This window comes from Mesorhizobium sp. ES1-6 (assembly GCF_020164775.1).
GTDB lineage: Bacteria > Pseudomonadota > Alphaproteobacteria > Rhizobiales > Rhizobiaceae > Mesorhizobium.
The window spans coordinates 508,370-534,805 of the sequence record NZ_JAIUGU010000001.1 but is presented as its reverse complement, the minus strand read 5'-3'; the positions used below and the strand labels follow the sequence as shown (position 1 = coordinate 534,805).

The following is a 26,436-nucleotide window of genomic DNA, read 5'->3' as shown; positions in this document are numbered from 1 at the left end:
GCTTGGCTATATCTAGCCGATGGCCTTGGATTCGTGGCTTTCGGACGATAAGGGCCTTTCTACCGATAGAGGATTGGGCGTGACCGACGACGTAACGAACCAGCCGCCGCCGCTGACGGGCGGCAACGCCTGGCGAGGCGATCCGTTGCTGATCCAGCTTGCCGAGCGCTTTTCGGATCCGGTGCGCAAGGATCTCGACGGGCTCGGCCGTTTCGTGCTCACGCAGGAAGCGCAGGAACTGGCGCGCCTGGCCAATGTCGAGACGCCGAAACTCAGGACGCATGATCGCCAGGGACGGCGCATCGACCTGGTCGAATTCCATCCTGCCTACCACGCCTTGATGCGCCGCTCGGTGGCCAACGGGCTGCACTCCTCGGTCTGGGAAAATGGCGACGCCGAGATCGGCCGCCGCCATCAGGTGCGGGCCGCCCGTTTCTACCTGACGGCGGAACTCGAGACCGGGCACCTGTGCCCCATCACCATGACCAGCGCCTCGCTGGCAGCGCTGATGGCCAGCCCAAAGCTGTTTCGTGAATGGGCGCCGCGGGTGACGACGCGCAAATACGACCAGAGCCAGAAGCCGCCGGTCGAGAAGACCGGGCTGACGCTCGGCATGGGCATGACCGAGAAACAGGGCGGCACCGATGTGCGCGCCAATGTGACCAGGGCGGAACGTGTCGGCAACGGCTTCTACCGCCTGACGGGACACAAATGGTTCATGTCGGCGCCGATGTCGGATGCCTTCCTGGTGCTGGCGCAGGCGCCGGAGGGGCTGTCCTGCTTCCTGGTGCCACGTGTGCTCGGCGACGGGTCGGGCAATGGCTTTCGCTTCCAGCGGCTGAAGGACAAGCTCGGCAACCGCTCCAACGCGTCTTCCGAGGTGGAATTCGTCAACGCCATCGGCGAGATGGTCGGCGAGCCCGGCGCCGGCGTGAAGACGATCATGGACATGGTGACGCTGACGCGCCTCGACTGCGCGGTGGCGTCCTCGGCGATCATGCGGGCGGGGCTGGCCGAGGCGATCCATCATGCCCGCCATCGCCAGGTGTTCGGCTCGACCCTGATCGAACAGCCTTTGATGCAGCGCGTGCTGGCCGACATGGCGCTCGATGTCGCCGCTGCGACCGCCCTGTCATTCCGACTGGCCCGTTCCTTCGACGAGGCGGCGAGCGATCGCGGCGAGGCGGCATTCGCCCGCGCCATGACGCCGGTCGTCAAATACTGGGTCTGCAAGATCGCGCCGCCGCTGCTCTACGAGGCGATGGAGTGCCTCGGCGGCAATGGCTATGTCGAGGAAGCGCCGCTCGCCCGCTACTACCGCGAGGCGCCCGTCAACGCGATCTGGGAAGGATCGGGCAATGTGATGGCGCTCGATGTGCTGCGCGTGCTTGGCCGCGCGCCGGGCCTCTTCGAAGAAGTGCTGGCCGGCATCGACCGTGACCTTGGCGCCGGCGGGCGCGGCACGATTGGCGTTTTGAAGGCGGCCATGCAGGTGGCTTCGACGGACGAGGGCTCGGCTCGGCTGCTGACGGAACAACTGGCGCTGTCGGCCGCGGCCGCCGAGTTGCGCCGGCTGGGGGCAGGGCGAATTGCCGATGCCTTCGTGGAGACGCGGCTCGCCGGCCAATGGCGCAACACCTACGGCATGATTGATGCCCGTCACGACGCCCGCATGATCATCGATACGCTCTACCCACCGGTGAACTGACCGCGACGCCATTCATTTTCGAGGCACGTCGATGGAGTCTTCACCGGCCGGGTCGTCGCCGTTAACCTTAACAAATGGTTTCGATTGCGACGGCGAAGCGCAAAGCCCACTGTCATTCCTGGCGAAACAGGAATCACGATGCGACACGTATTGACCTCCTTTCTGTCGGCGCACTGGGCGATCGTTTTCGCCTTGCTGGCGCTCATCTGCATCGACGGAAACCGAGGTGTGGCGGCGGCGCTTGGCTTACTCGGAGTGACCGCCGAGGGCGCGCGGGCCGTCAATCTGGAGAACATTGTCGTGGTCGCTCCGCTGGCGACCGCATTGCTGGTCGTGGCGGTGCTGTTCTTCTGGGCCTTTGTCGATTCGCTGATCAGCGACGCGTCCAGCCCGGGCGCCGACAGCGTCGTTCGCATCGCCTTTATCTCTGCTTCGGGCTTAATGTCGGTGATCCTGATCGGCGGCGCGGCACAGGGTATCAACGGCCTGTTCATGGTGGTGGCCGTGCAATTGGCCGCACTTCTGGCCTCCTATGTCGCGATGCTCGCCGAACGGCGTTCGGTAGCCGCGTTGGATGAGGACGATTTCCACGCAACGGCGCACAACATGGCAAAAGCCGCGGCGCATAACTCACTGCTATCCCTGATATCGGGCCGTGCCGGGCCGGCCAGGAAGGGAGGCCGCTGATGCGCTACATCTTCGCATTGTGGGCGGCGCCGATGGCGCTGTTCTGGGGCTGGTTCTACCTGTCGCTCAACGACATGAATTTCGGCTATGTGATGCTGACGCGCCAACTGCACGACTTCGTGTTCCAGCTCTACGGGCAGATGCTCGGCATCGATCCCGCCATCATCCCGGGCATGGTGGCGAAGGCCTGCGTCTTCGACGGCCTGCTGCTGATGGCGATATGGGCGTTTCGCAGGCGCCGCGAGATCTTCGGCTGGGTCAGGCGGCGCTGGACGGGTCCGATTCCGTTCGAGCGGCTGCATCGAGCGACTGAAGCCGGTCCAAAACTCCCTGCAGAATAAAGGCGGCCGCCGCCGAATCGATCTTGCCGGCGCGTTTGGCGCGCGAGAAATCCATCTCGATCAGCGTCCGTTCGGCCGCGACGGTCGATAGCCGCTCATCCCAGAACACGAAGGGCAGGTCGCTTAGCTGCGCCATGTTGCGCACGAAGGCGCGCGATTTCTGTGCGCGCGGACCTTCCGACCCATCCATGTTGATCGGCAATCCGATCGCCACCGCACCGACATTCTCCTTCTTCAGCAACGCCAAAAGGACGGCGGCGTCGAGCGAGAATTTCCTCCGCATGATGACCGGACGCGGATGAGCGAAGGAGAAACCCCGGTCGGAAACCGCGACGCCGATCGTCTTGTCGCCGAGATCGAGCCCCGCCAGGGTCGTGCCGTTGGCGAGCCGTGCCGGTAGTTGCTCAATCGTGATGACAGCCAACGGATTTCCTTCATCTTTTCGGCGGCACGCATCTTTCCGCATGCGTGGCCGACACTATACCCTTTGATCTCGATACCCTTTGATCTCAGGGCTATCGGCGTTCTATCCTGCGGCAAGGCAAAAATCGAGGAAATGCATTCATGAAACTGACCTGGTACGGCCACTCGGCCTTCCGCATCGAAACCGGTGACGCGAAGGTCCTCATTGACCCCTATCTGATTGGCAACCCGTCCTGGACAGGCGGATGGGAAGGACCGGCCGAAGGGATCACGCATGTCCTGCTGACCCATGGACACAGCGATCATATCAGCGGAGCCGTCGAAGTGCTTGGCAAGAGCGGCGCGCAACTGGTCGCCAATTTCGAGATCTGCATGTACCTGGTCGGCAAGGGCATCAGCGGCGATAAGATCAATCCCGGCAACATCGGCGGCACCGTCGATTGCGGCGGCTTCACCACCACCTTCGTCCAGGCGCTGCACTCCTCCTCGTTTGGCGAAGACGGCGGCAAGAACGTCTATCTCGGCAATCCCGGTGGGCTGGTTCTGCATTTCCCGGAAGACAGGACGCTCTACCACATGGGCGATACCGACATCTTTTCCGACATGGCGCTGATCAACGAATTGCACGAGCCGAAGATCGGCATCGTGCCGATCGGCGACCGCTTCACCATGGGCGGCGCCGTGGCGGCCCTTGCCTGCCGCCGCTTCTTCAAGTTCGACACGGTCATCCCTTGCCATTTCGGCACGTTTCCGATGATCGATCCGACGCCGGAGAAGTTCGAAGCCGGCATGGAAGGGTCCGGCGTCAAGGTGGCCTTGCCGCGGATCGGTCAGACGATTACCATCTAGAAACGGTCAAAGCGGAACAAATCCATGGCGTTGGGGCGATCTCTTTGCGTATCGATGTTTGTCGCGGCGTCGCCCGCGCTTGCCGCCGATGACTTCATCGAAGGCGTCTATCTCCAGTCGGAGGAACTTTGCGCGCAAGCCAAGAAGGATACGCTGCAGACGCTGATCGATGCCGGCAACATCGTTCTTTCGAAGAATGGCCTGCAGGGCGTGGAATACAATTGCGAGTTCCTGCAGATCAGCAAGGCGACACGCTCGCCAAGCTGGGCGGTGACGGCTATCTGCCAGGAGCCAGGCTATGTCTTTCCCGATGTCCTGTCGGTGACGCAGATGAACCCGACGCAGGTCGATCTCGTGTCGGTCCGGCCCATCGACGATGAAAGCGAGGCGAGCGGCAACAGCGGCAGCTATTATCTGTGCGAGGGCATTGCCCCGCCGTGAAGCTGTTTGCCCGATTGTCGGCCGGCGCATGTTGCGCGCCGCGCGCCGCGCCGCTATAGCCCGGACTGGTTTTCCCGAGGCAAGTCCATGTCCGTTGATGTCAAGACAGTGAAGCGCGTCGCGCATCTCGCCCGCATCGCCGTGAGCGAGGAGGATGCCGAACGCATGACCGGCGAGTTGAACGCCATACTGGGCTTCGTCGAGCAGCTGAACGAGGTCGATGTTTCCGGCGTCGAGCCGATGACGTCGGTGACGCCGATGGAGATGAAGAAGCGCGGCGATGTCGTCACCGACGGCAACAAGGCGGCCGACATCGTCGCCAACGCGCCGGCGACCGACGAGAATTTCTTCCTCGTGCCGAAGGTCGTGGAGTAAGGCGCCGATGGCAATCGAGATCGCCGTCGAAACACCGCTGCAGGACGACGTGCGCGGCCTGGTCAAGGAACTCAACGAGACCTTGCTGGAATTGACGCCGGCGGAGCACTGCTATCATCTTACGGTCGAGCAGATGGCGGGCCAGGACACCACCGTTTTCATCGCCCGCGATGAGGGCATCGCCATCGGCTGCGGGGCGCTGAAGCGCCATGGCGACGCCGTTGGCGAGGTCAAGCGCATGTACACGCGGCCTTCGCATCGTGGCCGCAAGATCGGCGCCAGGATCGTCGAGCTGGTCGAGGCGCTGGCGAGGCGGGAAGGGCTGAAGCGGCTGGTGCTGGAGACCGGCGATCGCCATCCTGCCGCCTGGGCCGTCTATGAACGTGCCGGGTTCTCGCGCTGCGGGCCGGTGCTGGATTATCCCGATTCCGAGTGGTCGGTGTTTTACGAAAAGAGCCTTTGATGAGCGACCTGACCCGACTGACGATTTCGCAGGCCCGCGCCAAGCTGCGCGCCAAGGAAATCACCGCGACCGAGCTGACGGAAAGCTACCTCTCGGCTATCGACCGCGCCAATCCGGCGCTCAATGCCTATGTCGCGGTAACCGGCGATAAGGCGCGCGACATGGCCAAGGCATCAGACACCAGGCTGGCCAAGGGCGAGGGCGGCGCGCTGGAAGGCATTCCGCTCGGGATCAAGGACCTGTTCGGCACCGAGGGCGTCCATACTCAGGCCTGCAGCCACGTGCTCGACGGCTTCAAGCCGCGCTATGAATCGACCGTCACATCAAATCTGTGGGCTGACGGCGCTGTCATGTTGGGCAAGCTCAACATGGACGAATTCGCCATGGGCTCGTCCAACGAGACATCCTATTACGGTCCGGTCATCAACCCTTGGCGGCGTTCGCGCCTCGATACGGTGGTGATGCCGACGACGCATCAGGGTGACGGCGGCTTCGTATCGGCTGGCGGCACGAAAACCCAGCGCAGCCTGGACAATGCGCAGCTGGTGCCGGGCGGCTCGTCCGGCGGTTCGGCGACCGCCGTCTCGGCTTTCCTGTGCGCCGGCGCGACGGCGACCGACACAGGCGGCTCGATCCGCCAGCCGGCCGCCTTCACCGGTACCGTCGGCATCAAGCCGACCTATGGCCGCTGCTCGCGCTGGGGCATCGTCGCCTTCGCTTCGTCGCTCGACCAGGCCGGCCCGATTGCGCGTGACGTGCGCGACGCAGCCATCCTGCTCAAGTCGATGGCTTCGGTCGACCCGAAGGACACCACGTCCGTCGACCGGCCGGTGCCGGACTACGAGGCCGCGATCGGCAAGCCGATCAAGGGCATGAAGGTCGGCATTCCCAAGGAGTATCGGGTCGACGGCATGCCTGAAGAGATCGAGGCCCTGTGGCAGAAGGGCATTGCCTGGCTCAGGGATGCGGGCGCCGAGATCGTCGACATCTCCCTGCCGCACACCAAATACGCGCTGCCGGCCTATTACATCGTCGCGCCCGCGGAAGCGTCTTCCAACCTCGCACGCTATGACGGCGTCCGCTATGGTCTGCGCGTGCCGGGCAAGGACATCGTCGAGATGTACGAGAAGACCCGCGCCGCCGGCTTCGGCCGCGAGGTCAAGCGCCGCATCATGATCGGCACCTATGTGCTGTCGGCCGGCTACTATGACGCCTACTATCTGCAGGCGCAGAAGGTGCGCAACCTGATCAAGCGCGACTTCGAAAACGTCTTTGCCGCCGGCGTCGACGTCATCCTGACCCCGGCGACACCGTCGGCCGCCTTCGGCATCGCCGACGAGGACATGGCCGCCGATCCGGTCAAGATGTACCTCAACGACATTTTCACGGTGACCGTGAACATGGCTGGCCTGCCGGGCATCGCGGTGCCCGCCGGCCTCGATCCCAAAGGATTGCCGCTCGGCCTGCAGCTGATCGGCAGGCCGTTCGAGGAAGAGACATTGTTCCAGACCGCCGCCGTCATCGAGCAGGCGGCCGGCACATTCCAGCCGGAGAAATGGTGGTAAGGATTTCGCCCGTCTCGAGGGAGGAGCGATGTTCTACTATCTTTCCAAGGTCTTCTGGTTCTTCATCCAGCCGCTTAACCTGACGATCTTCCTGCTTTTGGCGGGGCTGATCGCCGGGGTGACCGGCCGGCGGCGGCTTGCCGTCACCGGAAGTGCGCTGGCGTTTCTGATCCTTGCGTTGTCGGCCTGGACGTCGCTCGGCGCCATGATGCTCAATCCGCTGGAGGAACGCTTCCCCAAGCCGCCTCTGCCGGCGAAAGTCGACGGCATCGTCGTGCTCGGCGGCGGCTTCGAGGGCGCCATCAACCTCGCGCGTGGCGGCTATGAATTGAGCAGCGGCGGCGATCGCATGGTCGAGACGGCGATCCTTGCCCGGCGCTTCCCGCAGGCCAAAGTGGTCGTGTCGGGCGGAAACGGTTCGCTTTTCCTCGATGGCGAGGGCGACGCCGACACCGCGCCGCGCCTGCTTGGCGCGCTGGGTGTTTCGGCCGATCGCCTCGTTCTCGAGGATAAATCCCGCAACACCTACGAGAATGCGGTCTTCAGCCGCGGACTTGTCGAACCCAAGCCGGGCGAGACCTGGCTGCTGGTGACGTCGGCCTTCCACATGCCTCGCGCCAAGGCGCTGTTCGACAAGGCCGGCTTTCCAACCGTTCCGTGGCCGGTCGACTATCGCACTTCTGGCAAGGAGGGCGTCGGCCTGTTCCGGGACAATGCGGCCGACTCGCTCGAAAATACGACCATGGCGGTCCGCGAGTGGATCGGGCTGTTCGCCTATTGGCTTTCCGGGCGCATAGACCGGCCGTTTCCGGCGCCGGGCGGCTGACCGATGACGGCGCGCCGCGCCGCCGAGAAGAACTGGCGCCGCACCAGCACGGCCAGCAGCAGAAGCGTCGACAGCACGAACACCACCGGATCGACGAACCAGCCGAGATAGCCGATCGAGAAGAAGACGCCGCGCAGGCCCGAGTTGAAATGCTTGCCGGCCAGCATGTTCATCTGCGTCGCGCGCCACACGGCTGTCTCGGTGACCGGGTTGCGCGAGGCTTCGCCATGCGGGATCGGCACGGCGCCGATCAGGATCGAGCAATAGTTGAACAGCCGGTAGGCCCAGCCGAACTTGAAGAAGGAAAAGGCCAGGATCAGCACCAGCCCCAGCACCTTGATCTGAAAAGCCGCCCGATCCGGCACGCCGCCCAGCGGCAGGTCGCTCAGCACCTCGATGACGCGGTCGGACGCACCAAGCAGCGCGAAACAGCCGCCCAGCGCGATCAGCGAACTGGACGCGAAGAACGCGGTTCCCTGCTGCAGGCCGCTCATGATGGCGGTATCGACGATGCGGATCTCGCGCTCGGCCATGGTGCGCATCCAGGCCTCGCGTTGCGCATTCATGGCGGTCGTCAGGGACATGCGGCTGACCAGCTTGCCGTCGGATGCGAGCGTGTGCAGCAGCCATGCGAGGAGGAAAAAGCCCAGCGCCGCGAGATCGGTCGTCGACAGATAGGAGGAATCGCCCATGGTTGAGCTTACCATATCCCGCGATTGCTTCGGTCACCGGCTATGGAGACAGACAACCAATGTCGCTGCCGGAGCAAACAAGGTCGGCAGGCGTTGCGCCGCGATTGTCAAAAGAGCGGAAACATCGGGGGGAATTCCTATATGTAGTCCTCGAAGCGCGCCCCAGGAGACAAAGTGTTCCTTTCGGTTTTCGACCTGTTCAAGATCGGCATCGGCCCTTCGAGCTCGCACACGATGGGGCCGATGACGGCCGCGCGCCGCTTCCTCGACGAGATAGCGGGTGATGATTGGCCGCGCCCCGTAGGCGCCAAGGTCGCCCGCATCGGCGCCAGCCTGCATGGCTCGCTGGCCTATACCGGCATCGGCCATGGCAGCGACCGTGCGGTCATTCTCGGCCTCGCCGGCCAGACGCCGCAAACGGTCGATCCCGACCAGGCCGACGGCATTGTCGCCCGTATCACCGCCGACAGGCGGATTTCACCGCCCGGTCACCCGACCTATCATTTCGACCCGGCCACCGATCTGGTGCTCGACCGCAAGACACCGCTCACCGGTCACGCCAACGGCATGGCATTCCATGCCTACGACGCCGGCGGCCGGCTGCTGCTCAAGCGCATCTATTATTCGATCGGCGGCGGCTTCGTGGTTTCGGGAGAAGAGCTGCAGCGGCTGAAGACCAAGGGCTCGGTCACGACCGAGGGCAGACGAGTGCCGTATCCCTTCAAGAATGCGGCCGAGATGCTGAAGATGGGCGCCAAGAGCGGCCTTTCCATCGCCGAGATGAAGCGCGTCAACGAGGAGACGCAGATGTCGCGCGAGGAACTCGACACCGGCCTCGATGCCATCTGGGACGCCATGAAGGGCTGCATCGACCGCGGCCTGTCGCAGGACGGCATCATGCCGGGCGGCCTTAAGGTGCGGCGCCGCGCCAGGCAACTGCATGACAAGCTGCAGGAACAGTGGCAGCAGAACCGGCCGAACCCGCTGCTCGCAAATGACTGGCTGTCGATCTACGCGATGGCGGTCAACGAGGAGAATGCGGCCGGCGGGCGCGTCGTCACCGCGCCGACCAATGGTGCCGCGGGTACGCTGCCGGCGGTGCTGCGCTACTGGCTGCATTTCCATCCCGAGGCCGACCAGCCGAGCATTCGCGACTTCCTGCTGACGGCTGCCGCCGTCGGCGGCATCATCAAGTCCAACGCGTCGATCTCGGGCGCCGAGGTCGGCTGCCAGGGCGAGGTGGGTTCCGCCTCGGCGATGGCGGCCGCCGGCCTGTGCGCCGTCATGGGCGGCACGCCCGAACAGGTGGAGAATGCCGCCGAAATCGCGCTCGAACATCATCTCGGCATGACCTGCGACCCGGTCGGCGGGCTGGTGCAGGTGCCGTGCATCGAACGCAACGCGCTGGGTGCCGTCAAGGCGGTCACCGCCGCGTCCCTGGCGATTAAGGGTGACGGCACCCATTTCGTGCCGCTCGACGCCGCGATCGAGACCATGCGCCAGACCGGGCTCGACATGAACGAGAAGTACAAGGAAACCAGCCTTGGCGGCCTGGCGGTCAATGTCGTGGAATGCTGAGGACGAACGTCTGGCACTGTGGAGAACTCGCACAGGCCGTTGACGCGTTCGCGCCCCGGACTAAACCTTAGCGCATGGCTCTCAATCTCCTAAAGCTTTGCGTCGGCTGCGACAGCGTCGAGGATCTCGAAGAGTGGATCGCCTTCCGTCTTGACGAGCGCCGCCGTGCCGGCGAACCAGCCGAACACTGGCACACCACCCGCATGATGCCCACGCGTGGCGACGAGGTCACCGACGGCGGCTCGCTCTACTGGGTCATCAAGGGCAGCGTGCAATGCCGCCAATTGATCACGGAAATCCGGCCGTTTACCGATGACGACGGCATCGGCCGCTGCCATTTGATGCTCGACCCCCAGGTGGTGCGCACCGACTGGCAGCCGCGCCGCGCCTTCCAGGGCTGGCGCTACCTGAAGCCGGCGGACGCGCCGGCCGATCTCGGCAAGGGCAAGGCCGGCTTGGTCGAGATGCCGCCGAAACTCAGGCGCGAACTGGCCGATCTCGGCTTGCTCTAGACATTGGGCGGTAAGGATTGCCTGTTCCCGCGCAGGTCTTTTCTGGCCCTCAATCTTGCCTCGCGCTGGACTTGCAAGCAGTGCGACAACGCCACATCTTGAATCGATGCGCGATGATGAACTGTCGAGGTCGGTATGGCCAGCGGCGTGCGGGAACCAGTTCGCATGACGGTCCTCTTCCGCTGGGGTAAAGGCCATGATTCTGGCGCAGAAAAAGTGTTGAAGGACATCACGCGGCTGTCCAGGCGGACAGGATATCGGTGGGGCGACGGGAAATGTTAGGCGCAATTATCGGTGTGGTCGCGTTGTTGCTGGTGCTCCTGGGAGCAGCCACGGCCTTTCTCCGCGCGGATCCGGCGCAACTGGCAAGCGGGATGAGAAAACTGGGGCCGATCCTGCTGGCGCTGGTCGGCGCCGCCGTGCTCCTTGTCGGTCGCCAAGGCATAGGCGGCGTCATCCTGTTCGTGGCAATCGCCTGGTATGGCGCCATGCACACGGGCCGGCCAAAGGCCAGGCCGGTTGCTGGAAAACGCGCAACCGTGCGGACGGCGGCACTCGAGATGGAACTCGATCACGATACGGGCGGCCTTGAAGGACTGGTCCTGGCTGGCCGCCACGATGGCAAGATGCTTGGCTCGATGACCCTTGCGGAGTTGCAGCATCTCTACCGCGAACTCTCCGGCGATGCGGAGAGCCGGCAACTGCTAGAGACGTATCTTGACGGCAGATTTCCCGTCTGGCGCAAACACGCTGAGACGAACGGTGGCGAAAGGCTGGGTGTTGCGCCAGGTCCGGGCGCCATGACTAAGGAGGAGGCCTACAAGGTCCTTGGTCTTGAAGCGGGGGCCGCCGCGGCGGATGTCCGCAAGGCGCACCGCCGCCTGATGCAGCGCCTGCACCCCGATATCGGCGGCACGTCTTTCCTGGCGGCGCGGATTAACGAAGCCAAGGACGTCTTGCTCTCCAACCACAATTAGTCTCCTTCGACGCAGTATTTTTCCGGGAGATTGTTGCCGCGCCGTCCTATTGCTGGACGGCGTAGCACTCGATTTTCTTCTTCTTCAAAGCGGTGCAGGCCTTCCAGGCGGCGTCCTTCGACCCGAAACCGCCGAAACGGGCCCGGTAATAGGTGACGCCGTCCTTGTCGAAAGCGACGGTGAAGCCGGAAGCATCGGCCAGCACCTTGGGAGCCTGCTTGGTGGTCTTGTCGAGGAAAGCCTGGGCCTCGGATTGCTTGGGCGACGACGCGACCTGGATGGCCCAGCCCGACGGAACCGAAGCGGTGTTGACGGGGTCAACGGCCGGCGTGGGCTCGGCATAGGCGGCCACGACCTGCGCGGTGGCGACCTTGGGGGCGGCGACGATGACCGTCTTTACCTTCTTTGCCGGAACAACCAGCTTGGGCGCCTCGGCCTCGGCCGAATCCTCGTCCTCGCTGTCGCCCTGGGCAACGGTCGCGTCGTCCGCGACAGCGGTATCGTCTTCGGCCACGGTCACCGGCTTTTCGTCGGGGGTCGGCGCGTCGTGCTTGGGCAGGAGAACCTTCGCAAGGGCCTTGATGGGGTTGCTATCAGCGTTGGCGACCAGATCGCCGCCACCACGAGTCGAGGCTCTCGGCAAATAGGTGTTGATCAAGCCAGCCATCTGGTTGTCGCGGCTGCCGCCCGACGTGCCACCCATGACAACGGCGACAAGACGCCGGTTGCCGTCATTGACGGACGAGACGAGATTGAAGCCGGAGGCGCGGGTATAACCGGTCTTGATGCCGTCGACGCCCTTGATGCGCCCGAGCAGACGGTTGTGGCCGTTGATGCGCTGGCGACCGTAGAGAAACGACCGCTGCGCGAAATAGCCATAGTACTGGGGAAAATGCTCCCTGAGCGCGATGCCGAGCGTGGCCATGTCGCGCGCGGTGGTGAACTGCCCCGGATCCGGCAGGCCGTTGGCGTTGCGGAAGACCGTGCCGTCCATGCCGAGCTGCCGCGCCTTGGCTGTCATCATGCGGGCGAAGTTGGTTTCGTTGCCGCCGATCATTTCGCCGAGCGCGGTCGCCGAGTCGTTGGCCGACTTGGTGACGATCGACAGGATCGCGGTCTCGACGGTGACCGATCCGCCCGGCTTCACGCCGAGTTTGGTCGGCGCCTCGGCGGATGCATGGGCCGAAAATACGACCGGCGAGTTTCTGTTGATCTTGCCCTTCGCCATCGCTTCAAAGGTCAGGTAGAGCGTCATCATCTTGGTCAGCGAGGCAGGGTAGCGCCGGCCATCAGCGTTAGCCGAGTAGAGCACCTTGCCGGTCTTGGCATCGACCACGATGGCAGCCGACTTCGCCGCCAGCGACGAGGCTGCGCCCGCGACGACGAATGTCATCGCCATGGCGAGGATCATGATCGTTTTGAAAGGAAACGCGGATTTGGAAACGATGCCCGACAACGCCTGACGCACTGGTAGTTCCTTTGAATTTCTCGTTGCGCTGGAGGCGGCAAAGGGATCCTGCCTCACTTCCGGCCAAGCTAGCGGGGCAGCGTTACCAATCCGTTTATGGTAACCGCCGCGTTCACCATTTTCTGGCGGTTTGAGCCTCTCTTTATTCGAATTTTAGCCAATGCCTGTGCCGGCGAGGTCGCGAGGCCTTGAATTCTTGACTTTTGTGCGGCGCACAATATATTATCATGCATTGCACAACGGCGCTCGGGGCAGGGCGCTTCAACCGTCCAGGGAGAGTATGAAATGACCCAGACCTATGAGGACTTCTCGAAATACGGCAAGGAGTTCGCCGATACCGGATTGAAGAGCTTCGCCTCGCTGTCCAAGGGCGCGCAGGCGATCGCCACCGAGGCTGGCGAATACACCAAGAAGAGCTTCGAAGCCGGCAGCGCCGCCGTCGAGAAGCTGTTCTCGGCCAAGTCGCTGGACAAGGCGATCGAGATTCAGTCCGATTATGCCAAGCAGTCCTACGAGGCGTTCGTCGCCGAGGCCACCAAGATCGGCGACCTCTATGCCGAACTCGCTAAGGAAGCCTACAAGCCGTTCGAATCGGTCGTTGCCAAGGCGAAGTAATTTTCGTCCGGGCGAGTGATTTCGCCCTGGAATTTCAAATCCGGCCCTTTGGGCGCGGAAAAGCCCGGTCGTGGAAACGCGGCCGGGCTTTTTCATGCCAATTTCCGATCCGCGACGGCGTACCGCTTCACGATTGCGAAAATCCGCCAAGAAAATCAGCGAAGTTGGTCACCTAGCCATATTGTCAGCTAACCAGAAGGGCTTAAAATCGTCCATCGAACACCTACATGTCGAACTCGCATGAGGATTCGAAAGAGGCAGGATTACGTGACTTCAGGTTTGACTGCCACGAGACGCGTGGCGCGTATGCAAAACGGCGGCGGCGACGGCAACGAAGCCGGCCGCGGGACGGCGGTGATCACGCGCACCAAGACCAAGACCAAGAAGCCCAGCCTTTACCGGGTTCTCATCCTCAACGACGACTACACTCCGATGGAGTTCGTGGTTCACGTGCTGGAGCGTTTTTTCCAGAAGGACCGCGAAGCCGCCACACGCATCATGCTTCATGTTCACAATCATGGGGTGGGCGAGTGCGGGGTCTATACATTCGAGGTGGCCGAGACCAAAGTGTCTCAGGTCATGGATTTCGCCCGACAGAATCAGCATCCGCTGCAATGCGTGATGGAGAAGAAGTGAGGTAACATGCCGGCTTTCTCCCAAGGCCTGGAAAAGGCGCTTCATCAAGCGCTGACGCTCGCCAACGAGCGGCACCATGAATACGCAACCCTTGAACATTTGCTGCTCGCGCTCATCGACGACACCGAGGCGGCCGCCGTCATGCGCGCCTGCAATGTCGATCTCGACGAGCTGAAGCACACGGTTCTCACCTATATCGATACCGAGCTCGACAATCTGGTCACCGGCTACGACGAGGACTCCAAGCCGACGGCTGGTTTCCAGCGCGTCATCCAGCGCGCGGTGATCCATGTGCAGTCGTCGGGGCGCGAGGAAGTGTCCGGCGCCAATGTGCTCGTAGCCATCTTCGCCGAGCGTGAAAGCCACGCCGCCTATTTCCTGCAGGAACAGCAGATGACCCGCTACGACGCGGTCAACTACATCTCGCATGGCATCGCCAAGCGCCCCGGCGCATCGGAGAGCCGCACCCCGCGCGGCGCCGATGACGAGCAGGGCGGCCAGAACGGCGCCGAGCCGCAGGAGGAAGGCGGCAAGAAGAAGCAGCAGCAGGACGCGCTGACCGCCTATTGCGTCAATCTCAACAACAAGGCCAAGGCCGGGAAGATCGATCCGCTGATCGGCCGCGAGAGCGAGATCAACCGCACCATCCAGGTGCTGTGCCGCCGCTCCAAGAACAACCCGCTCTATGTCGGCGATCCCGGCGTCGGCAAGACGGCGATCGCCGAGGGGCTGGCCAAGCGCATCGTCGAGGGCGACGTGCCGGAAGTGCTGCACAATGCCACCATCTTCGCGCTCGACATGGGCACGCTGTTGGCCGGCACGCGCTACCGCGGCGATTTCGAGGAACGGCTGAAGCAGGTCGTCAAGGAGCTCGAGGATTATCCGGGCGCCGTGCTGTTCATCGACGAGATCCATACGGTGATCGGCGCCGGGGCGACTTCAGGTGGCGCGATGGATGCGTCGAACCTGTTGAAGCCGGCACTGTCTTCGGGTGCGATCCGCTGCATCGGTTCGACCACCTACAAGGAGTTCCGTCAGTTCTTCGAGAAGGACCGCGCGCTGGTGCGGCGCTTCCAGAAGATCGACGTCAACGAGCCGACCATCGAGGACGCCATCGAGATCATGAAGGGCCTGAAGCCCTATTATGAAGAATTCCACAAGGTGAAGTTCACCAACGAGGCGATCAAGGCCTCGGTGGAACTGTCGGCGCGCTACATCAACGACCGCAAGCTGCCAGACAAGGCGATCGACGTGATCGACGAGACCGGCGCCTCGCAGATGCTGGTGCCGGAGGCCAAGCGCAAGAAGACCATCGGCATCAAGGAGATCGAAGCCACGATCGCCACCATGGCGCGCATCCCGCCGAAGACGGTTTCGGCCGATGACGAGAAGGTGCTGCAGGGCCTCGATATCGAGCTCAAGCGCGTCGTCTACGGCCAGGACACCGCCATCACGGCGCTGACCTCGGCGATCAAGCTGGCGCGTGCCGGCCTGCGCGAACCGGAAAAGCCGATCGGCTCGTACCTGTTCTCAGGCCCGACCGGCGTCGGCAAGACAGAAGTCGCCAAGCAGTTGGCCGCCTCGCTCGGCGTCGAACTGATCCGCTTCGACATGTCGGAATACATGGAACGCCACACGGTCTCCAGGCTGATCGGCGCGCCTCCCGGCTATGTCGGCTTCGACCAGGGCGGTCTTTTGACCGACGGTGTCGACCAGCATCCGCACTGCGTGCTGCTGCTGGACGAGGTCGAGAAGGCGCATCCGGATCTGTTCAACATTCTGTTGCAGGTGATGGACCACGGCAAGCTCACCGACCACAATGGCAAGCAGATCGACTTCCGCAATGTCATCCTGATCATGACCACCAATGCGGGCGCATCCGATGCCCAGCGCGCGGCGATCGGTTTCGGCTCGACCAAGCGCGAAGGCGACGATGTCGAGGCGATCAACCGGCTGTTCACGCCGGAGTTCCGCAACCGTCTCGACGCGATCATCCCGTTCGGCTCGCTGCCGGTGCCGGTGATCCACCAGGTGGTGCAGAAGTTCGTCATGCAGCTGGAAGCTCAGCTTTCCGAGCGTGGCGTCACCTTCGACCTGTCGCCGGACGCGATCGCCTGGCTGGCCGACAAGGGCTACGACGAACGCATGGGCGCTCGGCCGCTCGGCCGTGTCATCCAGGAGCACATCAAGAAGCCGCTGGCCGACGAGGTGCTGTTCGGCAAGCTGAAGAAGGGCGGCACGGTGCGCGTCACCGTCGAGAAGAAGGAAACCGGCGAGACCGGCCTGAAGCTCGAATCGCTCGCCGACGAGGCGCCGGTGAAGCCGAAGAAGGAAGAGCCGGAAGACGCGCCGCAGCCGCCCAAGGCCGTGGCCAAGAAGCCCGCGGCAAAGAAGGCCGTGGCGCAGAAGCCGGAGCCCAAGGGCAAGGACGGCGGCAAGCGCAGCCTGGTGCCGCAACTGCCCAGAAAGGGCTGAGCCTGACAAGAAGTCGAAGAGAGCCCCGGAAACGGGGCTTTTTTCATTGGCACAACGAGGTGCGCATGGCCGGGCAAATCATCATCCTCAACGGCGCGCCGCGTTCGGGAAAGTCGAGCATCGCCCGGGCCATCGGGGAGAGCTTTGACGGCCCATGGATGAACCTGGGCGTCGACAGCTATGAGCGGATCACGCCGCCGCCATATCGTCCCGGAATAGGCTTGCGCCCTGGCGGCGAGCGGCCCGATCTCGAAGTTTTCGTGCAGCGCTTCTATGCGGCCCTTTATGAATCGATCGCCGCCCATAGCCGGTTGGGCGAGAATGTCGTGGCGGATGTCGGTCACCACGAAGCCTATTCCAAACCGCTCCACATTCTGGCCGATTGCGCGCGACGGCTTGCCGGCCTGCCGGTCCTGTTTGTTGGCGTTCGCTGTCCGATCGAGGTCATCATGGAACGGCGCGCTGCCAGCGAGCCGAGCAGGGGCTACGTCACCGCCTCGGCTGGTGATCCCGTGCCTTCGCCCGTCCGCCTGTGGCAGGAAGAAGTGCACAAACCCGGCATCTACGACCTGGAAGTCGATACCTCGCTGTTGAGCCCGCACGACTGTGCCGGGGCAATCCTGCAGCGTCTGGCCGGCGCACCGGAGCCATCGGCGTTCCAGACTGTGGCGCAATTGCCGATTGACGGACAGTAAAGGTCAGTTCCCGAGCGCCGCGCCAACTTGTTTGTCGCACCTTCGATCAAACCGGAAGCCGACTCCCACCAGTCTCTTGGATCAATGGAAAGACGATACGCGGCTTTCGGTGCGGTCGCATCCGGTGGCCGCGCATGCTATGGCCGGCACATGTCGACCCCAGACGTTACAGCGCCTCGTTCCACCTGGTTCCTGCGTGGTGTTGGCGCGGCGTTTTCCCTGCCTGGCCTTATCCTCATCAGCTCGTTTATCGGCTTCGCCGCCCTGGCGAAAGACGCCGGGGTCACAGTGACACAGGCCGCTTTCATGACCGCGACGGTGTGGGCGTTGCCATCGATGGTCGTGCTGGTGGGCGCGGTCACATCGGGTGCAGCGCTGCCTGCGGCGATGTTGGCCGTCACATTGTCCGCCATACGTCTGATGCCGATGGTAATGGTGCTGGTACCCGAGATGCGCACCAGAACGACCCGGCAGTACGTGCTCTATCTCCTCGCGCATTTCGTCGCTGTGACGTCCTGGGTGCTCGCCATGGAGCGCCTGAAGCGCGTTCCGCCCAGCATGCGTACGACATATTATGCCGGCCTTGGCGCGATGCTGGTGATGACGAACGTCATTGTCGTGACAGTCGTGTATGCCGTGGCGGATGCGCTGCCGTCCGCGGTTTCAGCGGCGTTGCTTATGCTGACGCCGATGTATTTCCTGACCTCGTTGTGGGGTTCCGCGCGCGAACGGGTAGGGCATGTGGCAATGGTCCTGGGCCTCGTCCTCGGGCCGTTCTTCCACATCCTGCTGCCGCGGATCGACTTGCTGGCCGCCGGACTTATCGGTGGTACGGCCGCCTATGGCTGGCACCTGTGGCGGCGCAAGGCGCGCGCGGCGTGAGTTATTTTTCCAACGGCGCCTGGTGGTGGCCATACCTGTTCATTCTCGTTGCCGGCTTCGCCGCGACCGATGTCTGGCGCATCCTCGGTGTCTATCTCGGCGGCAAGCTTTCCGAAGATTCAGACCTGCTGGTGCTGGTTCGCACGATGGCGACCGCGCTTGTCGCCGCCGTCATCGGCAATTTGATTGTCTTTCCGGGCGGCGCGCTTGCGCATACGTCGGTTGCCTTGAGGATAGCGGCGGTCGCCCTGGGCTTCGTCGCTTATCTGGCGTCGGGAAAGCGCATGGTCGTCGGCATTGCCACAGCCGAGCTTCTGCTGCTGGCCGGACTTTACCTGAACTTTTGATTGCTCGCCGCGTCAGCCCGCCAGAGCCGCTCGGATCTTGCCGGCGTTTTCGGCCAGAACTTCCGGTTCCTCCATCTGCCCGGTATGCGGCTTGAGCGGCACGCCGTCGAAGCGCGGAAGGACATGGACGTGGAGGTGATAGACGGTCTGGCCCGAGGCCGGTTCGTTGAACTGCATCAGCGTGAGACCGTCGGCATCGAAAGCCTTTTTCACCGCCACCGCCACCTTCTGCACGACCGTGAACAAGGCGCCGAGCGTTGCCGGATCGGCATCGAGCAGGTTGCGCGACGGCGCCTTCGGCACCACCAGCGTATGGCCCGGTCCTTGCGGCATCACATCCATGAAGGCCACGACAGCCTCATCCTCGTACACGCGGTGCGAGGGGATTTCTCCACGCAGGATCTTCGCGAAGATGTTGTCGGTGTCATAGGCGGCCTCAGCCATGGCGAACGCTCCGGAGTGTGCCTTGAAATCCGGTGTAGCGAAGCCGCTTCCGAGCGGCAAGACGAAGCCGCGGCGCGATCAGTCGAGATCGCCAATATCTTTGCGGAACGGGGTATGTTCTTCCAGATATTCGCCCATCCGCTCGACCTCGCGCCGCTCGCGCTTGAGATAGTCGGCGACCGCATTGCGCAGGCCCGGGTGTGAAATGTAGTGTGCCGAATGCATGGTCACCGGCCGATAGCCGCGCGCCAGCTTGTGCTCGCCTTGCGCGCCCGCCTCGACCACCTTCAGCTTGCGTTCGATGGCGAAGTCGATGGCCTGGTGGTAGCAGACCTCGAAATGCAGGTAGGGGTGATCCTCGATGCAGCCCCAGTTGCGGCCGTAGAGCGCATCGGAGCCGATGAAGTTGATGGCGCCGGCAATGTAGCGTCCGTTGCGCTTGGCCATCACCAGCAGAATGTCGTCCGCCATGCGTTCACCGATCAGCGAGAAGAACTGGCGGTTCAGGTAGGGGCGGCCCCATTTGCGGCTGCCGGTGTCCATATAGAAGGCGAAAAAATCGTCCCAGGCCTTTTCGGTCAGGTCCTTGCCGGTGAGCCAATCGATCGTGATGCCATCGGCGAGCGCTTCGCGCCGTTCCTTCTTCATCGCCTTGCGCTTGCGCGAGGCAAGCGTGGCGAGGAAGTCGTCATAGGTGGAGAAGCCTTCGTTGAAGAAATGGAATTGCTGGTCGGTGCGATGCAGGAAGCCCGCGGCCTCCAGCGTCGCGACGTCGCTCTCCTGCGCGAAGGTGACATGCGCCGAGGATACGCCGAGCTTGTCCGTCACCATTTTCAGACCGGCGGCAAGCCCGGCCTTCACCGCATCCTGATCCTCGCCTTTCCCGACCAGCAGGCGAGGGCCGGTAACGGGCGTGAATGGCACGGCACTTTGCAGTTTGGGGTAGTAACGGCCGCCGGCGCGCTCGAAGGCATCCGACCAGCCGTGATCGAACACATATTCGCCCTGGCTGTGCGACTTGAGATAACAGGGAACGGCGCCGAGCAGCCTGCCTTGCGCTGTTTCCAGCCGCAGGTGATGGCCTTGCCAGCCGGTGCGCCGCACGGCGCAGCCGGAATCTTCCAACGCGCTCAAAAAAGCAAAGGAAACCAGCGGATTGTAGTCCGTCTCTCCGTCACCGCGCGTGGTTCCGGCAAAGCCGTTCCATTCGTCGCGGGTAAAGGCACCGATGCCGGCGGCGATGCGGATCGAATAGTCCGCATTAGCCGTTTGTTCGTCGCCATCGTCGCCCTGATCCATGAGGCTTATTTAAGCTCCATCCAAGCCGCTACAAGTCACGTTTCAGACACTCTGCTCAGGCGACCTCGACCAGGTCGGGTTCGAACCCTTCGAACGTCATCTGGTCGGCATATTTGAACGTCAGGTCGATCGCCGGCTGATCATGGACCGTCCAGGTGATGACAGGCATTTTGAGCCTTTCACGCACAAAGCTGACGAACGGGTTGGGCAGGTCGCCGGCGGCATAGGAGGTGAAGGAGAGCTCGTGCGCCAGCATGGAAAAATGGGCTTCGATCAGCTTGGCGTCCTTGCCGTAGGCGGTCAATCCAGCCGGAATGCCGGGCGCGTGCCTAGGGAAATCGCGGATCAGCCAGTGATCGAACGACATGATCGCCGCCTTGCCCTTATAACGCTTGAGCATCTTGCCGACGCGCGCCACCAGCCCTTCGTCGCGACCAGGGGTTCCTTTCAGCTCGATAACCATGGGCACGCGGCCATCGACGAGATCGAGCGTTTCTTGCAGCGTCGGCACGTGATCGGCCGTGCCGCCAACCGTGAGCGCGGTCAGTTCAGCCGCGCTGCGTTGCCAGACGAAACCGTCCTGCCCGGTCAGCCTTTGCAAATCGTCGTCATGGATGACGATGGGAACGCTGTCGGACGACAGATGCACGTCGCATTCGATCGCGTAACCGCGTTCGGCCGCGGCAGCGAAGGCGGCAAGCGTATTTTCCCAGCGCGTCTTGTTCATGTCATGGAAGCCGCGATGGGCAACCGGCCGGGCAGTCAGCCAGGAGAGGTCGGTCATGTCTTCACCTTCACTCATTCGACTTCGAAGATCGCTTCGATTTCGACCGCCGCATTAAGCGGCAGGGAGGCGGTGCCGACGGCGGAGCGAGCGTGCTTGCCGCCCTCGCCAAGCACGGCAACCAGGAAATCGGAGGCGCCGTTGGCGACAAGATGCTGCTCGACGAAGTCGGGGGCAGAGGCCACGAAGACGGTGATCTTCACCAGGCGGCGGATCTTCTCGAGGTCGCCAAGTGCGGCCTTGGCCTGCGCCAGGATGTTGATGGCGCAGTATTTCGCCGCGTCCTTGCCGGTTGCCGTGTCGACGTCGCGGCCGAGCAGGCCGCTCGCCTGCAGCTTGCCGTCCCTGAGCGGCAATTGCCCCGCCGTGAACAGCAGGTTGCCTGATCTGCAATAGGGCACGTAGTTGGCGGCGGGCGCGGCGGCAACAGGAAGCGTCACGCCGAGATCGCTTAGCCGCTTTTCGATTGTTTCACTCATTGCTTTTCCCTATTGCTGGAAGATGCCGCGCTGGCCGGGCCGAAATTGCTATTTTTGCCTCGCTTCCGCCACGACTTTTTTTAAGCTGGACCATCTTTCCCTGCGGCCTGCCATCAGCCGCGACGATTGGAGTACCTCATGCGCGCAGTGCGCCTTGCAGTCCACGCCGCTCTGTTGTCGGCGCTCTTCCCCGTAGGCTCCGCTTTCGCCGTCCCGGCGCTGCAGGCGCATCGCGCCGTCTATGATCTCACTCTCAAGAAGGCGGATGACCGATCCGGCATCACCGGCATCACCGGCCGCATGGTCTACGAGTTCAATGGCTCGGCCTGCGAAGGCTATACGGTGAAATTCCGTTTCGTCACCCAGATCGCCACCAACGACAACACGAAGCTGACCGACCAGCAGACCACCACCTTCGAGGACGCGGAAGGCAAGATGTTTTCCTTCGTGACGAAGTCCTTCGTCGACCAGAACCTCGACAAGGAGGTGAAGGGCGTCGCGACGAAGAATCCCAAGGGCCTGAAGGTCGATATCGACAAGCCGGAGAAGAACAGCCTGGAACTCGCGGCCACCCAGTTTCCGACCCAGCATCTGGTCGAGCTGATCGGCAAGGCGGAAAAGGGCGAGAACTTCTACCAGACCAATTTGTTCGACGGCTCGGAGGACGCCAACAAGGTGATGACGACCACGGTTGTCGTCGGCAAGAAGACCGAAGCCGACGAGGCCGACCCGGAAGCGCCGGCGCTGGCGAAGCTTGCCACCGACAAATATTGGCCGGTCGACATCGCCTATTTCGACGACAGCGCCCAGAACGGCGAGGAAGTGCCGGAATACCGGATCAGCTTCAAACTGCACGAGAACGGCATCACCCGCGACCTCACCATGGACTATGGCGACTTCTCCATGACCGGCAAGCTGGTCAACCTGTCGCTGTTCGACCAGACAAAGCCTTGCCCGGTATCGAAATAGCAGCGAGGCGCAAGTGAGCTGGCCGCGGCGGGCTTGATGGCGGTCTATGTCGATGCGGCGATCTGGAAATGGGCCGGTCATCTATGGTGCCATCTCCTGGCCGACGACACCGACGAGTTGCATCGCTTTGCGGCTGAACTCGGCATCAAGCGCTCGTCTTACCAGGGCCCGCCCAAGACATCCGCTCCACACTATGACATAACCGGCTTCGAGCGCGACCGTGCGGTGCGGCTCGGCGCCATCGAGTGCAGCCGCGAGCAGATCGTCGCCATCTTCCGGCGCGTGCGGGTGCCCAACGGAAAGGCCAAGCGATGACACCCACGGCATTCCTGGCTTACTGCGCCGCCGTCACGCTCGCCGCCGCCACGCCGGGACCGGCAATGTTCGCGGTCATCACCAATGGCGTATCGCGTGGGTTCCTGCGGGCCTTCATGGCCGGCGTTGGGGTCGCCGCCGGCGATGCCGTGCTCGTCACTCTGGCGCTGCTCGGGCTGGTGGCCCTGGCCCAGACCTTCGAATGGATTTTTCTCCTACTGAAATACGCCGGCGCCGCCTATCTGATCTTTCTCGGCGTCAGGATGTGGCGGGCCTCGGCCACGCAATCGAACGAGCAGGGGACGGGGCAGGCGAAATTGTCCCGATCATTCTTGCTGGGCGCATCCATCGCATTGGGGAACCCGAAGGCGATCCTGTTCCATGCCTCGATCATGCCGCTGATTCTCGACCTCGATACGATGACGTTTTTCGACGGCCTGCTGGTGGTGGCGACCGTCATCAGCGTCAATATCGTGACCATGGGGGTCTATGCCGCGCTCGCCGGCCGGGCTTCGGGCTGGTTCAGGACGCCGCGGCGGATGCGGCTGATGAACAGGTTTGCCGGCAGCGCGATGATCGGCACCGGAGCGCTGATTGCCGCACGCTAGGCGTTAAAGCACCGTCCCGCTTGCGTTTGTCGGACTTCCCCTCTATATGCCCGCTCATTCCACACACGGACTTTGGTGTCTGCCCGGGAGAAATCCGGCTGAAACCTCCGGTGGCGTTCAAGGACCTCGGTCCGAAAATGCCTGTGTCCGTGGAGGCTAACCGGAAAGGAAATGAGAATGGCACTGCCTGATTTCAGCATGCGCCAGCTTTTGGAAGCTGGCATTCACTTCGGCCACCAGACCCACCGCTGGAACCCGAAGATGGCGCCCTACATCTACGGCGCCCGCAACAACATCCACATCATCGACCTCTCGCAGACGGTGCCTTTGCTGCACCAGGCGCTGAAGCAGGTTTCCGACACCGTCGCCAAGGGCGGCCGCGTGCTGTTCGTCGGCACCAAGCGCCAGGCGTCGGACATCGTTGCCGATGCCGCGCAGCGTTCTGCTCAGTACTACGTCAACTCGCGTTGGCTCGGCGGCATGCTGACCAACTGGAAGACGATCTCGAACTCGATCCAGCGCCTGCGCAAGCTCGACGAGATGCTGGCCGGCGAAGCGCAAGGCCTGACCAAGAAGGAACGCCTGAACCTCGACCGCGAGCGCGAGAAGCTCGACAAGGCGCTCGGCGGCATCAAGGACATGGGCTCGACGCCCGACCTGATGTTCGTGATCGACACCAACAAGGAAGCGATCGCCATCCTCGAGGCCAAGCGTCTCGGCATCCCGGTCGTCGCCATCATCGATTCGAACTGCGATCCGGACAAGATCGACTTCCCTATCCCCGGCAATGACGACGCGGCCCGCGCCATCCAGCTCTATTGCGATCTGATCGCCAAGGCCGCCATCGACGGCATCGCCCGCCAGCAGGGCGCGCTCGGCATGGATATCGGCGCTTCGGTCGAAGCTCCGGTCGAGCCGGCGCTCGATCCGGCCCCGGCGTCGGAAGCCCCAGAAGCTTGATAAACATCCGGGCTTGATAATCGAAGGCCGGCAGCGGCCTTCATCTTTCTCATATTTTGGCACGCTAAACAGACGCACCATCGAGTACCGATGGTGCGTCGGTGCATTTAAAACAAAGAGGCGACAATGAGCATTTCGGCTGCACAGGTCAAAGAACTCCGCGACTTGACCGGCGCGGGCATGATGGACTGCAAGACGGCGTTGAACGAGACCAACGGCAACATGGAAGAAGCCGTGGACTGGCTGCGCAAGAAGGGCATCTCCAAGGCCGACAAGAAGGCCGGCCGCACCGCCGCCGAAGGCCTCATCGGCGTCGACAACGGCGTGCGCGAAGCCGCCATCGTCGAGGTGAATTCCGAGACCGACTTCGTCGCTCGCAATGCGGCGTTCCAGGAAATCGTCGCCAACGTCGCCAAGGTGGCGCTTGCCTATGGCACGACGGAAGCCGTGGCCGCCGCGAAGTATCCGGGCTCCGACAAGTCGGTCACCGACACCATCAAGGACGCTGTCGGCACTATTGGCGAGAACCTGGGCTTCCGCCGCTCGGCCAAGCTCACCGTGCCGCATGGCGCGGTCGCGACCTACGTCCACAATTCGGTTGCCGATGGCCTCGGCAAGCTCGGCGTGCTGGTGGCGATCGAGACCACGGGCAACGAGCATGCCGCCAACGCCTTCGGCCGCCAGGTCGCCATGCATGTCGCCGCCACCAACCCCTTGGCGCTGACCGCCGAGCAGATCGATCCGGCCGCCGTCGAGCGTGAGAAGGCGATCTTCTCCGACCAGGCGCGCCAGTCCGGCAAGCCGGAAGCCATCATCGAGAAGATGGTCGAGGGCCGCCTGCGCAAGTTCTACGAGGAAGTCGTGCTCCTGAAGCAGGCCTTCGTGCTCAATCCCGACATCACCGTCGAGAAGGCGCTGAAGGATGCCGAAAAGGAAATCGGCGCGCCGGCCACGATCACCGCCTATCTGCGCTTCGCGCTGGGCGAGGGCATCGAGAAGGAAGAGACCGACTTCGCCGCGGAAGTGGCGGCGGCGGTCAAGAAGTAAGCGTCCTATCGCGTTATTGGGACTGCGTTTTTCGGCCTGATGTCCGCAGGGATGTCAGGCCGATTTCGTTTGCGGTGTCGATAAAGGCCCTGAGCTTCGGCGCCATCGCCGCGCGGCGCGGGAAATAGAGGAAAAGCCCGGGTTCCTCGATCGCCGACTGCGGCAGAACCTGCACCAGGCGCCCGGCCGCAAGATCGGCGCGCGCCAACGGCTCGAACATATAGGCAAGGCCCACTCCGGCGAGAGCCAGATCGATTGCCGCGAGCGAGTCGGTCACGATGGCCGTACCGCTGGTCTCCATGACCACATCCTTGCCGTCCCAGGTCAAATCCCAGCGATAGAGCGCACCCGAGCGGACAAGCCGGTATCCGATGCAATTGTGGTTCGCGAGATCGGCGATTCCGCGCGGGCGGCCACGTCGCCCGATATAGGCGGGTGAGGCGACGATGACGGTTTTGAAGGGCGGCGTCAGCCGGATGGCCACCATGTCCTGCGCGATCATCTCGCCCAGCCGGATGCCGGCGTCAAAACCTTCGCCGACGATGTCGACCAACCCCTGATCGGCAAAAATCTCCACCGTAATGTCGGGATAACGCTCGGCCATTGCCGCGACGACCGGCGTCACGGCCAATGGGATCGCGATGTTGGAGGCGTTGATCCTGAGCAGGCCGGACGGCCTGCCCTTGACGCTGCGGATACGGTCCATGCGCTCGGCAATATCCTGGAGGGCAGGGGCCGCCGTCTCCACCAGCGCCTTGCCGGCCTCGGTGAGCGAGACGCTTCGCGTCGTGCGCGCGAACAGCGGCTGGCCGATCCGCTCCTCGACGAGGCGCACCGCATGGCTGACCGCCGAAGGGCTCATGCCCAGTTCGGCCGCGGCAAGCGCGAAGCCGCCGCGTCGGGCAACGGCGACTATGACAGGCAGGTGGCTGAGGAGATCGCGATCCATTCATGAATGATATCGCATGGTCCTTGC

At 63.2% G+C, this 26,436-nt stretch carries 31 protein-coding genes; 23 read left to right on the top strand and 8 right to left on the bottom strand.

What is annotated here, in order from left to right; genetic code table 11:
* Window positions 1–79: 79 nt before the first annotated feature.
* From LB564_RS02860 to LB564_RS02850, 3 genes are all read left to right on the top strand, one after another.
* Window positions 80–1,708: a DNA alkylation response protein gene (locus tag LB564_RS02860; RefSeq protein ID WP_224534785.1), complete on the top strand. Its 1,629-nt coding sequence runs from the start codon at window positions 80–82 to the stop codon at window positions 1,706–1,708.
* A gap of 138 nt (window positions 1,709–1,846) precedes the next feature.
* The gene (locus LB564_RS02855) at window positions 1,847–2,395 is read left to right on the top strand and encodes a hypothetical protein (protein WP_224534783.1); all 549 of its coding nucleotides are present in this window, start codon (window positions 1,847–1,849) and stop codon (window positions 2,393–2,395) included.
* Window positions 2,395–2,736 (top strand): DUF6105 family protein, encoded by a 342-nt coding sequence (locus LB564_RS02850; protein ID WP_224534781.1) that lies wholly within the window; start codon window positions 2,395–2,397, stop codon window positions 2,734–2,736. Before LB564_RS02855 ends, LB564_RS02850 begins: the two co-directional genes overlap by 1 nt.
* Here the strand turns inward: LB564_RS02850 and ruvX are convergent.
* Window positions 2,654–3,160: a Holliday junction resolvase RuvX gene (ruvX, locus tag LB564_RS02845; RefSeq protein ID WP_140701401.1), complete on the bottom strand. Its 507-nt coding sequence runs from the start codon at window positions 3,158–3,160 to the stop codon at window positions 2,654–2,656. The two genes, LB564_RS02850 and ruvX, sit on opposite strands and share 83 nt — an antisense overlap.
* A gap of 140 nt (window positions 3,161–3,300) precedes the next feature.
* Here ruvX and LB564_RS02840 point away from each other — a divergent pair, with 140 nt between their 5' ends.
* The 6 genes from LB564_RS02840 (at window position 3,301) to LB564_RS02815 (ending at window position 7,678) form a co-directional block, all read left to right on the top strand.
* A complete protein-coding gene (locus tag LB564_RS02840; protein ID WP_224534779.1) occupies window positions 3,301–4,008 on the top strand; it encodes a metal-dependent hydrolase in 708 nt (235 codons plus the stop codon).
* A 24-nt stretch (window positions 4,009–4,032) separates the two neighbouring features.
* Entirely contained in the window at window positions 4,033–4,449 is a 417-nt protein-coding gene (locus LB564_RS02835) for a hypothetical protein (RefSeq protein ID WP_140701399.1), read from the top strand.
* Between the two features lie 87 nt (window positions 4,450–4,536).
* On the top strand, window positions 4,537–4,824 hold the full coding sequence (gene gatC, locus LB564_RS02830; RefSeq protein WP_015317757.1) for an Asp-tRNA(Asn)/Glu-tRNA(Gln) amidotransferase subunit GatC: 288 nt from the start codon (window positions 4,537–4,539) through the stop codon (window positions 4,822–4,824).
* Window positions 4,825–4,831: 7 nt separating this feature from the next.
* Window positions 4,832–5,287, top strand: coding sequence for a GNAT family N-acetyltransferase (locus tag LB564_RS02825; RefSeq protein WP_140701398.1), 456 nt, complete (start codon window positions 4,832–4,834; stop codon window positions 5,285–5,287).
* Window positions 5,287–6,852, top strand: a complete 1,566-nt coding sequence (locus LB564_RS02820) for an amidase (RefSeq protein ID WP_224534777.1) — start codon at window positions 5,287–5,289, stop codon at window positions 6,850–6,852. Before LB564_RS02825 ends, LB564_RS02820 begins: the two co-directional genes overlap by 1 nt.
* 28 nt (window positions 6,853–6,880) lie before the next feature.
* The gene (locus LB564_RS02815) at window positions 6,881–7,678 is read left to right on the top strand and encodes a YdcF family protein (RefSeq protein ID WP_224534775.1); all 798 of its coding nucleotides are present in this window, start codon (window positions 6,881–6,883) and stop codon (window positions 7,676–7,678) included.
* Here LB564_RS02815 and LB564_RS02810 read toward each other — a convergent pair.
* Window positions 7,627–8,370 carry a DUF599 domain-containing protein gene (locus LB564_RS02810; RefSeq protein ID WP_140701395.1) on the bottom strand — a complete coding sequence of 248 codons (744 nt, stop codon included), beginning with the start codon at window positions 8,368–8,370 and terminating at the stop codon, window positions 7,627–7,629. The two genes, LB564_RS02815 and LB564_RS02810, sit on opposite strands and share 52 nt — an antisense overlap.
* Before the next feature lie 174 nt (window positions 8,371–8,544).
* On the opposite strand from LB564_RS02810, the gene LB564_RS02805 reads away from it, so the two are divergent.
* The 3 genes from LB564_RS02805 (at window position 8,545) to LB564_RS02795 (ending at window position 11,437) form a co-directional block, all read left to right on the top strand.
* Window positions 8,545–9,948, top strand: coding sequence for an L-serine ammonia-lyase (locus LB564_RS02805; protein WP_224534773.1), 1,404 nt, complete (start codon window positions 8,545–8,547; stop codon window positions 9,946–9,948).
* Window positions 9,949–10,022: 74 nt separating this feature from the next.
* Window positions 10,023–10,460 carry a DUF1489 family protein gene (locus tag LB564_RS02800; RefSeq protein ID WP_224534771.1) on the top strand — a complete coding sequence of 146 codons (438 nt, stop codon included), beginning with the start codon at window positions 10,023–10,025 and terminating at the stop codon, window positions 10,458–10,460.
* A 275-nt stretch (window positions 10,461–10,735) separates the two neighbouring features.
* Window positions 10,736–11,437 carry a DnaJ domain-containing protein gene (locus LB564_RS02795; RefSeq protein ID WP_224534768.1) on the top strand — a complete coding sequence of 234 codons (702 nt, stop codon included), beginning with the start codon at window positions 10,736–10,738 and terminating at the stop codon, window positions 11,435–11,437.
* A gap of 46 nt (window positions 11,438–11,483) precedes the next feature.
* Here the strand turns inward: LB564_RS02795 and LB564_RS02790 are convergent, their stop codons facing one another.
* Window positions 11,484–12,905 carry an SPOR domain-containing protein gene (locus tag LB564_RS02790; RefSeq protein ID WP_224534766.1) on the bottom strand — a complete coding sequence of 474 codons (1,422 nt, stop codon included), beginning with the start codon at window positions 12,903–12,905 and terminating at the stop codon, window positions 11,484–11,486.
* A gap of 285 nt (window positions 12,906–13,190) precedes the next feature.
* On the opposite strand from LB564_RS02790, the gene LB564_RS02785 reads away from it, so the two are divergent.
* The 6 genes from LB564_RS02785 (at window position 13,191) to LB564_RS02760 (ending at window position 18,555) form a co-directional block, all read left to right on the top strand.
* Window positions 13,191–13,520 carry a phasin family protein gene (locus LB564_RS02785; protein ID WP_140701390.1) on the top strand — a complete coding sequence of 110 codons (330 nt, stop codon included), beginning with the start codon at window positions 13,191–13,193 and terminating at the stop codon, window positions 13,518–13,520.
* Window positions 13,521–13,826: 306 nt separating this feature from the next.
* On the top strand, window positions 13,827–14,156 hold the full coding sequence (gene clpS / locus LB564_RS02780) for an ATP-dependent Clp protease adapter ClpS (protein ID WP_010909565.1): 330 nt from the start codon (window positions 13,827–13,829) through the stop codon (window positions 14,154–14,156).
* A 6-nt stretch (window positions 14,157–14,162) separates the two neighbouring features.
* On the top strand, window positions 14,163–16,631 hold the full coding sequence (clpA, locus tag LB564_RS02775) for an ATP-dependent Clp protease ATP-binding subunit ClpA (RefSeq protein ID WP_140701388.1): 2,469 nt from the start codon (window positions 14,163–14,165) through the stop codon (window positions 16,629–16,631).
* A 65-nt stretch (window positions 16,632–16,696) separates the two neighbouring features.
* A complete protein-coding gene (locus tag LB564_RS02770; RefSeq protein WP_224534764.1) occupies window positions 16,697–17,326 on the top strand; it encodes a chloramphenicol phosphotransferase CPT family protein in 630 nt (209 codons plus the stop codon).
* A gap of 150 nt (window positions 17,327–17,476) precedes the next feature.
* Window positions 17,477–18,208, top strand: coding sequence for an AzlC family ABC transporter permease (locus LB564_RS02765; RefSeq protein WP_224534762.1), 732 nt, complete (start codon window positions 17,477–17,479; stop codon window positions 18,206–18,208).
* Window positions 18,205–18,555: an AzlD domain-containing protein gene (locus tag LB564_RS02760; RefSeq protein WP_224534760.1), complete on the top strand. Its 351-nt coding sequence runs from the start codon at window positions 18,205–18,207 to the stop codon at window positions 18,553–18,555. The genes LB564_RS02765 and LB564_RS02760 overlap by 4 nt, the downstream gene beginning before the upstream one ends.
* Window positions 18,556–18,567: 12 nt before the next feature.
* On the opposite strand, the gene LB564_RS02755 is transcribed toward LB564_RS02760, so the two are convergent.
* From LB564_RS02755 to LB564_RS02740, 4 genes are all read right to left on the bottom strand, one after another.
* Window positions 18,568–18,999 (bottom strand): HIT family protein, encoded by a 432-nt coding sequence (locus LB564_RS02755; protein WP_224534758.1) that lies wholly within the window; start codon window positions 18,997–18,999, stop codon window positions 18,568–18,570.
* 78 nt (window positions 19,000–19,077) lie between these two features.
* The gene (locus tag LB564_RS02750) at window positions 19,078–20,298 is read right to left on the bottom strand and encodes a GNAT family N-acetyltransferase (RefSeq protein WP_224534756.1); all 1,221 of its coding nucleotides are present in this window, start codon (window positions 20,296–20,298) and stop codon (window positions 19,078–19,080) included.
* A gap of 55 nt (window positions 20,299–20,353) precedes the next feature.
* Window positions 20,354–21,082, bottom strand: coding sequence for a glycerophosphodiester phosphodiesterase (locus LB564_RS02745; RefSeq protein WP_224535405.1), 729 nt, complete (start codon window positions 21,080–21,082; stop codon window positions 20,354–20,356).
* A 14-nt stretch (window positions 21,083–21,096) separates the two neighbouring features.
* Window positions 21,097–21,561 carry a RidA family protein gene (locus tag LB564_RS02740; RefSeq protein ID WP_224534754.1) on the bottom strand — a complete coding sequence of 155 codons (465 nt, stop codon included), beginning with the start codon at window positions 21,559–21,561 and terminating at the stop codon, window positions 21,097–21,099.
* Between the two features lie 138 nt (window positions 21,562–21,699).
* Between LB564_RS02740 and LB564_RS02735 the strand changes: the two genes are divergently transcribed.
* From LB564_RS02735 to tsf, 5 genes are all read left to right on the top strand, one after another.
* Window positions 21,700–22,530, top strand: a complete 831-nt coding sequence (locus LB564_RS02735; RefSeq protein WP_224534752.1) for a cell envelope integrity EipB family protein — start codon at window positions 21,700–21,702, stop codon at window positions 22,528–22,530.
* Between the two features lie 36 nt (window positions 22,531–22,566).
* Window positions 22,567–22,845: a DUF4031 domain-containing protein gene (locus LB564_RS02730; RefSeq protein WP_023773822.1), complete on the top strand. Its 279-nt coding sequence runs from the start codon at window positions 22,567–22,569 to the stop codon at window positions 22,843–22,845.
* Window positions 22,842–23,453 carry a LysE family translocator gene (locus tag LB564_RS02725; RefSeq protein ID WP_140701380.1) on the top strand — a complete coding sequence of 204 codons (612 nt, stop codon included), beginning with the start codon at window positions 22,842–22,844 and terminating at the stop codon, window positions 23,451–23,453. Before LB564_RS02730 ends, LB564_RS02725 begins: the two co-directional genes overlap by 4 nt.
* 177 nt (window positions 23,454–23,630) lie before the next feature.
* Window positions 23,631–24,413 (top strand): 30S ribosomal protein S2, encoded by a 783-nt coding sequence (rpsB, locus tag LB564_RS02720; protein ID WP_140505484.1) that lies wholly within the window; start codon window positions 23,631–23,633, stop codon window positions 24,411–24,413.
* A 126-nt stretch (window positions 24,414–24,539) separates the two neighbouring features.
* Entirely contained in the window at window positions 24,540–25,460 is a 921-nt protein-coding gene (tsf, locus tag LB564_RS02715) for a translation elongation factor Ts (protein ID WP_140701379.1), read from the top strand.
* A 13-nt stretch (window positions 25,461–25,473) separates the two neighbouring features.
* Here the strand turns inward: tsf and LB564_RS02710 are convergent, their stop codons facing one another.
* On the bottom strand, window positions 25,474–26,409 hold the full coding sequence (locus LB564_RS02710; RefSeq protein WP_224534750.1) for a LysR family transcriptional regulator: 936 nt from the start codon (window positions 26,407–26,409) through the stop codon (window positions 25,474–25,476).
* Window positions 26,410–26,436 lie beyond the last annotated feature (27 nt).